Source organism: Vibrio sp. RC586 (assembly GCF_000176715.1).
GTDB lineage: Bacteria > Pseudomonadota > Gammaproteobacteria > Enterobacterales > Vibrionaceae > Vibrio.
In genome coordinates this window covers 221,325-234,789 of the sequence record NZ_ADBD01000007.1, presented here as the reverse complement: position 1 = coordinate 234,789, position 13,465 = coordinate 221,325, and the positions used below count along the sequence as shown (strand labels likewise).

Sequence of the window (13,465 nt, the reverse complement as noted above, 5' to 3'; positions counted from 1 at the left end):
TATGTCTATTCTACAGATTGGTGCAGGCGGCGTGGGTTGGGTTGTGGCACACAAAGCCGCACAAAACAACGACGTGCTGGGTGATATCACGATAGCATCTCGCTCGATTGCGAAATGTGAAAGAATCATTGAGTCGATCAAAGGGAAAAACAACCTTAAAGACACTTCCAAGAAACTAGAAGCGCGTCAGGTTAACGCGGACGATACTGAATCACTGGTGAAACTGATTAATGAAGTAAAGCCAGATTTAGTGATCAATGCTGGGCCACCATGGGTTAACGTTGCCATTATGGAAGCGTGTTACCAAGCGAAAGTATCCTATTTGGATACTTCCGTTTCGGTTGATCTATGCTCTGAAGGTCAGCAAGTTCCTGAAGCGTACGATGCACAATGGGAGTTTCGTGACAAATTTAAGCAGGCAGGGATCACCGCGATTTTAAGCGCAGGTTTTGATCCGGGCGTAGTCAGCGTATTTGCGGCCTACGCGGCGAAATATTTGTTCGATGAAATCGACACGATTGATGTGTTGGACATTAATGCCGGCGATCATGGCAAGAAATTCGCGACCAATTTTGACCCTGAAACCAACTTGTTGGAAATTCAGGGTGACTCCATCTACTGGGATGAAGGTCAATGGAAGCGCGTGCCTTGCCATACTCGGATGCTGGAATTTGATTTTCCCAAATGTGGAAAATTCAAAGTTTACTCCATGTCACACGATGAACTGCGTTCATTGAAAGAGTTCATACCGGCTAAGCGTATTGAGTTCTGGATGGGATTTGGCGATCGTTACCTGAATTATTTCAATGTGATGCGAGATATCGGCTTGTTAAACCCAGAGCCGCTGACGTTAGCGGATGGTACGGTCGTTAAACCACTACAAGTACTGAAAGCAATGCTTCCCGATCCAACCTCGTTAGCACCTGGCTATAAAGGGCTGACGTGCATTGGTACTTGGGTACAAGGCAAGAAAGAGGGTAAAGCGCGTAGCGTATTTATCTACAATCATGCCGACCATGAAGTGGCTTACCACGATGTAGAACATCAAGCGATTGCTTATACTACTGGCGTTCCCGCCATTACGGCTGCGTTACAGTTCTTCCGTGGTGAGTGGGCTGAAGCAGGGGTGTTTAATATGGAACAGCTTAATCCTGATCCTTTCCTAGAAACGATGCCATTGATTGGCCTTAACTGGGATGTGATGGAGCTTGAGCCGGGGCAGCCGGATATTCAAATCGTCAAATAATGTACGCAGAGTGTGAAAAACTCCGTGGATAATCCTAAACAGCTATAACCTAATGGTTATGGCTGTTTTTCCATTTTTGCTACGGATCAGTATGAATGGAAACAGTGCAGGAAAGAGGAACTGACATGCAAAAAAATGAATTGAAAACCCCATACTTCATGATTGATGAAGCAAAACTCATCGCGAATCTTGAGATTGCCAAACATCTGAAGGAAATCTCAGGTGTGAAAATGGTGTTGGCACTGAAGTGTTTCTCAACATGGGGGGTTTTTGACATCATCAAACCCTATCTGGATGGCACAACGAGTTCTGGTCCCTTTGAAGTGAAATTGGGCTATGAAACTTTCGGTGGTGAAACCCACGCTTATTCAGTGGGTTATAGTGAAGATGATGTGAAAGAAGTCATCGATATCTGCGATAAGATGATCTTCAACTCACAATCTCAATTAGCGGCATACCGTCACTTAGTTGAAGGTAAAGCATCTTTAGGTCTGCGTATCAATCCTGGCGTGAGTTACGCGGGACAAGATTTAGCGAACCCAGCTCGTCAATTCTCTCGTCTAGGTGTACAAGCCGATCATATTGATGAAGGTGTGTTTGACACTATTGATGGCGTCATGTTCCACATGAACTGTGAAAACAAAGATGTGGATGCGTTCATTGGTTTATTGGATGCGATTTCAGAACGTTTTGGTCGTTACCTCGATAAACTTGACTGGGTCAGCCTTGGTGGGGGCGTATTCTTTACGTGGCCGGGTTACGATGTCGATAAGCTGGGTGCAGCACTGAAAGCGTTCGCTGAGCGTCATGCAGTTCAACTTTATCTTGAGCCGGGTGAAGCTGTCATCACCAAAACAACAGATCTTGTAGTGACTGTCGTTGATATTGTTGAAAATGGCATGAAAACCGCGATTGTTGATTCAGCGACGGAAGCGCACCGTTTAGACACATTGATTTACAAAGAACCCGCTTCAGTGTTAGAAGCTAGTGATAATGGTCAGCACGAATATGTGATCGGCTCTTGTTCTTGCTTAGCCGGCGATCAATTCTGCGTAGCTAAGTTTGATGAACCGTTACAGGTCGGGCAACAACTGCACATCCTAGATAGCGCAGGTTACACCATGGTCAAACTCAATTGGTTCAATGGCCTGAAAATGCCGTCAGTGTATTGTGAACGTCAAAATGGTGAGATCCAGAAAATCAACCAGTTTGGCTATGAAGATTTCAAACGCACTTTATCTATGTGGTCTATCCAATAAAATCCTGGATAGGGTAGGAGGTCAATCAATACCGTTTCTTACCAATACAATAGCCGTGAAAAATCATAATGCCGATCGTTTTAAGTAATTGAACGATCCTATGCGGGCTTCATAATCGGTCTCAACATTGTTGAGGCCGATTTTTTATGTCTGAGTTTTCCTAAGACCATCATATCAATGCTTTTTCTAAGCATATCCCTCTAGAATGGGGGAAGAAGCCGTCAAGCAGACCGGACGAGCTTCTTTGCGTAAAAGACGCTTCCCCGCGGAGCAGGCTGTCTGGCTGGTTTTAGGGATTGGATTGCTGCGCAACCGTTCTATTCAACGTGTCTGTGACCAACTGGAACTGGCTTTCCCGGAGGCTAAAGGGGAGCTGCCTCCTCTCGTCACGAGCAGCATCATAAAGGGAAGAGAAAAACTGGGGGGCTGAGCCGATGCGTTATCTCTTCATGCTAACGGCGGCACAGTGGGAGAAGCAATGTGACTTCGACAAGGTATGCGGCTTGACGGTACTCAGTATCGATGGCACCTACTTTAAAACTCATGATACTGACAGCAACCAGCGATTTGGCTATGCGCAAAAGTCAGCCTCATTCCCCTCAGCGCTTGCTGTCACCTTGATGTCGACCAAAACACACATGATATCTGACGCCGCGTTTGGGCCAGTGACGTAAAGTGAAATCGCGTATGCACAGCAATTAGTGGGGTCAGCACTAGACAATTCCCTCACTCTCTTTGACAGAGGCTTTATGTCAGCCGAGCTTTTTGCTAGCTGGCAGGGCTGTCGTCAAAACACGCACTGGCTGACGCCCATTAAATCTAAACTCAGGTATAAAATTATTGAGTCATACAGTGACTATGACCATCTTGTTGAACTGCCAGTCTCTCCTCAAGCTCAGCAGCAAGCTCCATACTTGGGAGACACTTGGACTTCGAGACTGGTACTCATCCCTTCACCAAAGGGAGAGATAAAAGGCTTTATCACGTGTTGCCTATGTCTAACAACGTATGCGTTGGAAGCGCTGGTCGACGTTTACTGGCAACGTTGGGAAATCGAGCGGGGTTACGGTGAGCTGAAGCAGTATCAACTGTCGAGCAAGCCCTCTTAAGAAGCTTGAAGTATGAAGGAATATATCAAGAGATGTGGGGCATCCTCACGTCTTACAACATAGTGCGTTTAGAAATGGCAGCGATGGCCGCGGAGCATAAAGTTGAGCTGTTGAGGATAAGCTTCATCAACGCACTTTACCTCATTCAAGATGAATTTATCTGGTCTGACGGGAGAAGCCCTGGTGCTATCCCAAAGGCGCTAAAAATGCTTCGAGAAAATGGAAAGCGGCTGATATTGCCTAACAAAAGAAAAAGGAAAGCTTACCCTAGGGCAGTATTGAAGAAAGCTTTAAAGTATCCAGCGATAGTCAGAGAGAAAAAAGCCACTCGCTCTTAAGCGAGTGGCATTATGAAAAATCACGGCTTTTTTATTGCAATATCAGCAACTACATCGGAAGCGTCGTAAAAATTGTCCACTCTTTGACAACTTCACCTTTATATCCAACAACGGTTGCCGTAACGCGGCGGTTACGAGCGTGACTCACATCATCGGTACCATCTGCTTCCAAAACACTATCTCCATATCCCACAATGTTGACGCGATTCGGCGTTATACCGTAGCGCAGTAATTGGTCGCGAACCGCTTCTGAACGCTGCTTAGAAAGTGCAAGATTATGTTCTGCACCTCCGACTTTGCTCGCGTAACCTTGTAGTTCAATCGATGTTGAAGGATAAGTTTTCAAAAACTCAGCCATTTGACGAATCTGAGTCAAAAATGCTGGTTCAATCGCGCTAGAATCATTGGCAAACAGAATATGTAACTGTTGCATTTGTGATGACTTAACAAATGTGCCGCAGCCATCATTGTCAATTTCAGATCCTCGAGGAGTATCTGGACAGAGATCGCGAGCATTAATCACACCGTCATTATCATCATCTTGCAGATCTGCAATCTGGTTTGCTAATGGGGTTGGGCGATAATCATATTCATCTCCCTCGTAATTAGCATAATCATTTTGTTGCGCCAAGGCAGAGGTCGTCACCGAGCAGACAAAAAGTGGCAGAGCCCATGGTTTTATTGACATATTAGTACTCCACCTTCACTGTCCATTCCTGAGGAATGTCGACTCGTAATGCATCTAATAAGTTGCCCGATGCATTCATTACTCGATATTTTGCATATTGCTCAGAGTATTTGGAGTCCAAATAATCTTTACGTGCTTCGAACAGTTCATTTTCTGTGTTAAGGAGATCAAGCAAGGTGCGTTGGCCAATTTGATACTGTTTACGGTATGCAACCACGGTTTTTGATGCCGAGTCAACATGGTCTGCTAAGAACTCTTTTTGTTGCAAGGTGAGGTCCAATGCACTCCATGACAAACGCAAGCCTTCTTCTACAGTTCGGAATGTTTTCTCTCGTAAATCTTTAGATCTATTCAACTGATAAGCCGCACTTTCGGTACGATCGCTATCACTACCACCATTGTAAAGGTTATAACGCAGTCTAAGCATAGCGGTCTGTTCATCACTACTCCCTTCTATTCCCCCTGCATCATTGCGCCAACTTTGTGCGGCTTCAAAAGAAAGAGTCGGGTAATTGGGTGCCTTCGATTGCTTGTATTGGAAGCGAGCGGCATCGACATCAGCTTGGGCAACCTTGATAACAGGGTGAGTATCATGTGCCATCGCTAATGCTTTATCTAATGTCGGTGGTAGAGCGTATTCATCAGCTCGAGGGAATTCCAAACCTAGAGGCTCTTGGCCAACGAGACGACGAAATTGGGTGTGAACATCGAAAAGATTGTTCTGGGCCGCCAGTAAATTACCATGTGCTTTTGCTAAACGAGCTTCAACTTGAGTAACATCCGCAGTTGAACCAATTCCTGAATCTGCTCGTTTTTTGATATCTCGATAAATAGCCTTGTGAATGGCTAAATTATTTTCTGACAAAGTAAGAATTTCATAAGCTTTAGTTGCATCAAGATAAATCTTGGTCACTTCTAAAGCCATGTTGGATGCATCTGCCAATAATTGATATCGATCCCCTTCAGCCTCCGCAGCAGTTCTATCCATATCGTTTAATGTTGCGGAGCCATCCCAAATTAATTGGGTGAGCGTTAAAGTTGCATCTTTACGCGTCAAATCAGTACTTCTATTGCCACTGGCTTCAGCTGGATTGATTCCTTCGTAGCCAATACCCGCATCTAGGTCAATCTTCGGCAAATAAGCACCAGATGACGCCTCTGCATCATACTCACGACTTTTAAATTGATTAAAAGCACTTTTTAATTCCGGGTTGGATGCCAAGGTGATGGAAACCGCTTGTTCCAACGTCTGTGCAGAAACCGGATTGCTCAATGCGATAGCCAGTGCAATCGCTTTTAATGGTAATCCTTTCAAAACGTTCTCCAAATATAAGTCATTTCTCAATGAACGATCTTTAGTCTAATCCAGATTCATTATCATTTATAAGACACAGGGGATATTTGGCGCCAATATCATGACGCACACGAGAGGCGTATCACAAATTGATCTCATAAAACCCAAATAACTTAGTCATAACGATGTAAACTGAAAGTATGAAATGATTTCATTTCTGAATAGTTTTGGAATAAAGTTAACAACTCCAACGACTAATGATGTGATTTTAGTTCAGAATTCATGTTGTTGCTAGATGAAACCATGCTGGCAATTCACTACCACGATGAAATATTAAACATATTTTTAACTAAAGTTAACATTAAGCCGTATTCATTACTGTGGCAAAGGAAGAGTGTTGGCACAAAGACACTCAAAAGAACTAGGATTTGAGGCTATATATGGGAATTCACGCTTTGTTATCTTTAACAAATCTGGCAGCTAACCAGTTACTTGTTATTGATAAAAATGGAAATGTTGTCGTAATCAATGCGGGTGAGGCCATTCCAGAAGGAGCAATAGTCCTCGATCCTAATGGATCTAGCTTAGCTAGTGAGGTAGAGAATAAGCCAAACGTACGACTTATCGATGGTCAAGGTAATGTCCAAGTAATAACTGATGATATACAACAAATCTTAGCCGCATTAGAGCAGGGGGCAGATCCCACAGCACAAGAAGAGAATGCTCCAGCGGCTGGAGGCGCCCAAGGATCAGCATTAACAACAACTGCCGCCATTGAACGTGATGGCACAGAAATTATTGCTGCAACTCAATTTGATACCTCTGGCTTTGAGGCTCTGGGGCTTTCTAGAACACAAAGTTTGAGTTTGCTCAATTTATTTCAAGCTTCTATCACCCCAGTTACCCCTATTCCGCCAGTTGACCCAGAAGAGCCTACTTCTCCAATTGTAATTAGCAGTATTACAGGCGATGACACAGCCGAAGGTAGCAACAATACCTTTTCCGTGAGCCTATCGGGTAGTACTATCGCTGAAACTACAATCGGGCTGACACTGGCTGGTGATACCGCTACCAAAGGTGTTGATTTCAATGGTACTTCAGTCGTTGTTGTTATTAATGGTGTGAGCCAGACAGTGCCAGTTAATGAAGATGGCACCTTCCAAGTGACAGTTCCGGCCAATACAAACAGCTTTAGCGTTCAAGTCTCTACCATAGATGACAATATTTACGAAGGAAATGAGACCTTTACCCTAAGTGGTGCGGGCACAAATAGCACAGTCACAGGCACAGCGACCATCACAGATGATGGCCGCAACGGCGGCACAGACGATCGCCCAAGTGTTGAGAGCATCAGCAGCCCAACCGTCTCTGAAGGCGACAGCGCCACGTTTGACGTCAGCTTGAGCAACGCGAGCACGACAGCGACCACCGTGACTTTGACATTAGCGGGTGGCAGTGCGACTGCAGGCACAGACTTCACCAGTACCGAAGTTACCGTCACTTACAAAGACGGTACGACTGAGAAGGTAGCTGTCAATTCAGAAGGGCAGTTCACGGTCAAGGTTCCTGCTAACGACACCACATTCAGCGTGTCTGTAAAGACCACAGACGATAACGTGTACGAAGGCAGCGAAAGCTTCACACTGAACGGAAAGACCGCAACCCAAGAGACGGCGATTACCGCCACGGGCACCATCCTCGACAACGACAGTGTACCGGCCATTCAGTCGATCGGCTCTAGCGCCGGTAACGTGAGCGCGACCGAAGGCAACGACCTGAGCTTCATGGTGAAACTGAGCAATGCCAGCAGCACTAGCACGTCCTTCGACTTCCTGCTGCAAGACGGCACTGCCACGTCTGACGACTACGGTTCAGCCACCTTCAGCAACGGCGTGACCTACGACGCGGCCACTGGCAAGATAGCGGTGCCGGCGGGCGTGACCAGCTTCACCGTGACCGTGCCGACTGTGAACGACACCGTCGACGAGCTGGATGAAACCGTCAAGCTGACCATCGGCGGCAAAGATGCGGTCGGCACCATCGTGGACAACGACAATGCACCGGTCATCAACGACGCGACCGTGAATAACGTGCCAGAGAGCATCACGAACGGCACCGAAGTGTATAACGTTCAGGAAGCGAGCACAGGCAACGACACCGACCTAGATGGTGAAGCATTGCAATACACCTTCGTGCACAGCGACAACACTCGCAGCACGACCAGTGAAGACGGCGCGTTCAGCATTGACCCTGATACCGGTAAGATCACCGTGCTCGACACCACAAAAGTGGACTACGAAAGCGCGACATCCATCGTCCTGACCGTAGAGACGACCGATGGAGTGAACACAGATACCGCGGACATTAAACTTAACTTAACCAACGTGGATGAAGCTGGCAGCTTTACCGCTCAAAGCTTCAACTACGCGGAAAACCAAGTGGCGGACGCGGTGGTTGGCACCTTGTCGGGCGGCGACCTAGACGGCGTGACGAGCTACCAGTTCAAGCACACAGACGGCTCGTTACACAACACCAGTCAAGATGGCTTCTACACCATCGATGCGAACGGCAATATCCGCATCACGGCCGCGGGCGTGGCGTCGGACGTGAACGACTTCGAGAAAGGCGCGAACAGCGGCGACTACCAAGTGGTGATGACCGACGGCTTCGGCTCGACAGCGGAAGCGACGGTGACCCTGAAAGAGAGCAACGTGGATGAGTCAGGCTCGTTCGTTGCGCAGACGGTGACGTACGCGGAAAACCAAGTGGCGGACGCGGTGGTTGGCACCTTGTCGGGCGGCGACCTAGACGGCGTGACGAGCTACCAGTTCAAGCACACAGACGGCTCGTTACACAACACCAGTCAAGATGGCTTCTACACCATCGATGCGAACGGCAATATCCGCATCACGGCCGCGGGCGTGGCGTCGGACGTGAACGACTTCGAGAAAGGCGCGAACAGCGGCGACTACCAAGTGGTGATGACCGACGGCTTCGGCTCGACAGCGGAAGCGACGGTGACCCTGAAAGAGAGCAACGTGGATGAGTCAGGCTCGTTCGTTGCGCAGACGGTGACGTACGCGGAAAACCAAGTGGCGGACGCGGTGGTTGGCACCTTGTCGGGCGGCGACCTAGACGGCGTGACGAGCTACCAGTTCAAGCACACAGACGGCTCGTTACACAACACCAGTCAAGATGGCTTCTACACCATCGATGCGAACGGCAATATCCGCATCACGGCCGCGGGCGTGGCGTCGGACGTGAACGACTTCGAGAAAGGCGCGAACAGCGGCGACTACCAAGTGGTGATGACCGACGGCTTCGGCTCGACAGCGGAAGCGACGGTGACCCTGAAAGAGAGCAACGTGGATGAGTCAGGCTCGTTCGTTGCGCAGACGGTGACGTACGCGGAAAACCAAGTGGCGGACGCGGTGGTTGGCACCTTGTCGGGCGGCGACCTAGACGGCGTGACGAGCTACCAGTTCAAGCACACAGACGGCTCGTTACACAACACCAGTCAAGATGGCTTCTACACCATCGATGCGAACGGCAATATCCGCATCACGGCCGCGGGCGTGGCGTCGGACGTGAACGACTTCGAGAAAGGCGCGAACAGCGGCGACTACCAAGTGGTGATGACCGACGGCTTCGGCTCGACAGCGGAAGCGACGGTGACCCTGAAAGAGAGCAACGTGGATGAAGCGCTTAGTATTTCTGGGTTGAATGGGGCGAATGCTGAATTAACTGTTCATGAATCGAATCTTTCGGATGGTTCGTCACCAGATAACTCTGCTCTTAGTAAAGTAGGGAGTTTTAGCTTTACTTCTATTGACGGATTAGCGTCTTTAGTTATTGCTGGTCATAGTTTCAATGTGACCGAACTGCTTGCATTGAACTCCTCTGACGCAACGATTTCAACGCCTTATGGTGAACTAACCTTGACGGGGTTCAGTGGTGATCTCACTGGTGGAACGATTCAATATGAATATACGTTGAATGAAAATGTGGATAACGATTCAACCACTAATGCAAATGGCGCGGACTATACCGATCATATCTCTGTTACTGTCATTGATGTAGATGGTAGTCAGGTCACTGATAGCTTAGATGTTAAAATTGTCGATGATGTTTCTACGGCTCTTAATGATAGTGGAGAAGTAGACATTGTTGTTGACAGTTTCACGGTATCTGGTGTGGTTGCTAACTGGACATCATGGAGTAATGGTACCAACGTAACCACGTTTGATGGAACCAACGCACCAAATGGTGGCGGCTTAGACAATGACAGCGGTAAAGACCAAATCCGTTGGGGTCAACCCGCCAGTTCATACAGCTCTGGCTACGGATTTATCGATAACGATAGTGCTCTAAATGGTGAGTTCGCCTTAAACCAAGATATTATTTTAGGTACTTTTACTCATTACAATTATCCCGTTTATTCAGGTGGTGCGATTACCAGTGCGAGTATGGATGTTGCGTTTTCCGTGACAGATGCTCACGGTGTGCTCACACCTGTGACGTTGAAACTGAATTTTGATCACAATGAAACGCCAAATACCAATGATCCGGAAGCATCAAAAGACATCATCAAAGTTGGTAATACTAATGTGACTTTTGAGAATGCAGGGGCTCTCTATACCTTGCAAGTGATTGGCTTTAGGATCCCAGGCACTAATCAAATCGTGACGGAAATTAGAACGGGTGAAAACGCAACGAACAGCTATGAATTAGTTGTACGTGTTGGCCCTGGTGAAGGGTATGAATTGCCATCTACATCAGGCAACGTATTAGCCAATGATGTTTCTGGGGCAGATGTCGATATGACGGTTGTCGGAGCTGCCTCTGGTAATCACGTGAGCTCCGGTGTTTCAGGCAGCGTTGGCTCTATGATTGCGGGTCTGTATGGTAATTTGATCCTACTCGCTGATGGTAGCTACACATACCAAGTGACAGCGAATGCATCTTCGATTCCTAATGATGCAATCGAAACTTTCACTTACACCATGAAAGATGGCGATGGTGATACTTCAACGGCGCTACTTTCTATCAATGTGAACCGAGTTACGATGGCGGATTTCAATGCTAACCAAGATCATAAGGTTGGTTTGGAAGACTCCGAAGTAGCGGGTAATGTGTTAGCCAATGATGGAAGCAAAAACACCTCAGTGGATCATTTCACGGTAGGTAATGATGCCACTTCTCACGCAGTGGGTAGCCCTGTTAGTTTAGAGCAAGGTGAACTGACGCTCAATTCGGATGGCAGTTACACATTTAAGCCGGCAGATAACTGGAATGGTGAAGTTCCAGTTATTACCTACACAACCAACACTGGAAAAACGAGCACACTAGCCATCACCATCACCCCTGTTGATGATGCTACGGTTACTCAACCTGATCATAAGTCGATCTCAGAAGATACTATTGCGACAGGTAATGTGCTGGCGAATGATAGCGATATAGACAGCACTCTCTCTGTGACCAGTTTCCATGTTGAGGGCGTCAATGGGGTTTATACCGCTGGCAATACGACGTATCAGCTGGCTGAAGGTACTTTAGTGCTTAAGGCAAATGGTGATTATACCTTTGATCCAAAAGATAACTGGAGCGGCTCACTGCCAGAAATTACCTATACCACCAATACCGGAGCAACCGGAACACTGAACATCCATGTCGAGGCGGTGGCTGATGCACCGAACCTTACTATCAACGGCTATACCTCTGTTGCTGCAATCAATTTCGAGGATGCGAGATTGAATGGCAGTTGGGATGGCGTGGTTGCGAATCAGATTCACGGTTTGAACACGATTGGAACATGGTATACCAGCAACAATAGCGGGAAAGTTGAAATCGGTTACGAAAATATCTATGTATCCGGTGGTTCTTCAACAAATAAAGTTATGGAAATTGAGTTCAATAATGGTGACAAGACGCTGTATACCAATATTCATGCTCAAGCGGGTCGCTTTTATGAGCTAGAGTTTGATATTGCAGCTCGTGCTGGTTCTGTGAACAGTTCAGGTTTAACCATTAAGCTTGTTCCTCTGAACGCTTACGGTGTTCCTATCATGGCAGAAGCAATCACGCTTTATGATTTCAATCCAACCAATGCGGACTGGTTGAAAGATCAAAAAGTCACGCTTCCTATAGATCAAACTGGGGAATATCGTCTGTTGTTTGAAGGAGATAATGCTGATAGCTATGGGGCGATTTTAGATAATTTGGCATTTAAAGTTGTTGATAATATGGGCTACCGCGGAGATTTCATTAAACTGAGTGAAATTTCCACTTCGCTGAATGATACCGATACCTCTGAAACCTTGAGTCTTAAATTAAAAGGAATGCCAGAAGGTTCGATATTAAAAGACGAGCAAGGTCATGAAGCCACGGTAGGTTCAAACGGTGAGGTAGATATTACAGGATGGGATTACAGCAGCTTACAAATTAAGACGCCGAGCCATGGTAATTTCAATATCACCGTTGAAGCCACGGCCACTGAAAGCAGTAACCAAGATAGTGCAACCACGAGTGCGACAATTCCGGTTACGGTATTACATCCGAATGAGTATGTGGGACGTGGCGGTGTTGATTCTTTCTTGTTGACCAAAAACCATGGTGATAATGCTAACTTGAATATTGCGCTCAATGCTTATTATGAAGGCACCACAGCGATCGCACCTGTGACACAACAAGTAGCCGTAACGATTGATACGGACTTGGTGATCCATTCAGGAGATAGTAACGATTACATCGATTTAGGCATTAGTCGCGCGGATAATACGGTTTATACCGGTAGTTCAATTCCTAACTTTAATAATTCTACGCCGTCACAATCTACACTGGCGGATAGCGCGTTTATGAAAAATGACGTGATTACTGATCATGATGGTGTGTTATTACAATCGGTACAAAGCCAAATTCAACCGATCACCGATACGGTGAATTTAGGTAGTGGTAACGATACCGTTTATGGCGGAGGTGGAAACCTTGCCGCTTATGGCGGAGCGGGTAATGACACTCTGATTGGTGGTGATGGCAACGATGCACTCAGAGGTGGTGCGGATAATGACTATCTTTCAGGTGGTCGTGGTAATGACGTTTTACGTGGTGATTCAGGTAACGACGTTCTGGTCGGTGGCCTTGGCAGCGACATTCTAACTGGTGGCTCAGGTGAAGATCTCTTCAAATGGGTTGATGGTGATTTAGATAATAGTAAAGATAGGATTACCGACTTTACTATTGGCCAAGACAAGATCGATTTAAGCGATTTATTCTCTGATGAAACCAGAACGTTAGATCAACTGCTTAATAGTCATGTTATTGAGATTACTGATAAAGGACAAAACTCGGAAATCGTTATCAACAAGGGATCGACAGAGCACGTTACAATTCAGCTCGATGGCGTCGCTGCGAGTGATTTACTCTCTAATTTGGAAAACATAATCCACATAAAAGATTAGTCACGCTTAAATAAAAATCCCGCCAATCGGCGGGATTTTTGTCTCTGGATAGAATGAAGTCTACTTCGTATTAG

General features: G+C 46.7%; 9 protein-coding genes. 7 read left to right on the top strand and 2 right to left on the bottom strand.

Annotation, left to right across the window (positions count from 1 at the left end; all coding sequences use genetic code 11):
• Position 1 precedes the first annotated feature (1 nt).
• From VOA_RS13005 to VOA_RS20460, 6 genes are all read left to right on the top strand, one after another.
• On the top strand, positions 2 to 1,246 hold the full coding sequence (locus VOA_RS13005; RefSeq protein ID WP_000025726.1) for a carboxynorspermidine synthase: 1,245 nt from the start codon (positions 2 to 4) through the stop codon (positions 1,244 to 1,246).
• Between the two features lie 125 nt (positions 1,247 to 1,371).
• The gene (gene nspC, locus VOA_RS13010; RefSeq protein ID WP_001171232.1) at positions 1,372 to 2,505 is read left to right on the top strand and encodes a carboxynorspermidine decarboxylase; all 1,134 of its coding nucleotides are present in this window, start codon (positions 1,372 to 1,374) and stop codon (positions 2,503 to 2,505) included.
• Between the two features lie 205 nt (positions 2,506 to 2,710).
• Entirely contained in the window at positions 2,711 to 2,935 is a 225-nt protein-coding gene (locus VOA_RS20475; RefSeq protein ID WP_198006570.1) for a transposase domain-containing protein, read from the top strand.
• A gap of 4 nt (positions 2,936 to 2,939) precedes the next feature.
• The gene (locus VOA_RS20470) at positions 2,940 to 3,179 is read left to right on the top strand and encodes a hypothetical protein (RefSeq protein ID WP_009355805.1); all 240 of its coding nucleotides are present in this window, start codon (positions 2,940 to 2,942) and stop codon (positions 3,177 to 3,179) included.
• 27 nt (positions 3,180 to 3,206) lie between these two features.
• Positions 3,207 to 3,614 carry a transposase gene (locus VOA_RS20465; protein ID WP_198006569.1) on the top strand — a complete coding sequence of 136 codons (408 nt, stop codon included), beginning with the start codon at positions 3,207 to 3,209 and terminating at the stop codon, positions 3,612 to 3,614.
• A 32-nt stretch (positions 3,615 to 3,646) separates the two neighbouring features.
• Positions 3,647 to 3,952 carry a hypothetical protein gene (locus tag VOA_RS20460; RefSeq protein ID WP_198006568.1) on the top strand — a complete coding sequence of 102 codons (306 nt, stop codon included), beginning with the start codon at positions 3,647 to 3,649 and terminating at the stop codon, positions 3,950 to 3,952.
• Between the two features lie 49 nt (positions 3,953 to 4,001).
• Here VOA_RS20460 and VOA_RS13015 read toward each other — a convergent pair whose 3' ends face one another.
• Together VOA_RS13015 and VOA_RS13020 are read right to left on the bottom strand one after the other, a co-directional pair.
• Positions 4,002 to 4,640 (bottom strand): OmpA family protein, encoded by a 639-nt coding sequence (locus VOA_RS13015; RefSeq protein WP_000023712.1) that lies wholly within the window; start codon positions 4,638 to 4,640, stop codon positions 4,002 to 4,004.
• A 1-nt stretch (position 4,641) separates the two neighbouring features.
• Complete coding sequence (locus VOA_RS13020; RefSeq protein WP_000677446.1) at positions 4,642 to 5,955, bottom strand: TolC family outer membrane protein; 1,314 nt, start codon at positions 5,953 to 5,955, stop codon at positions 4,642 to 4,644.
• 419 nt (positions 5,956 to 6,374) lie between these two features.
• Between VOA_RS13020 and VOA_RS13025 the strand changes: the two genes are divergently transcribed.
• Positions 6,375 to 13,391, top strand: coding sequence for an Ig-like domain-containing protein (locus tag VOA_RS13025; protein ID WP_000511195.1), 7,017 nt, complete (start codon positions 6,375 to 6,377; stop codon positions 13,389 to 13,391).
• Positions 13,392 to 13,465: the final 74 nt, after the last annotated feature.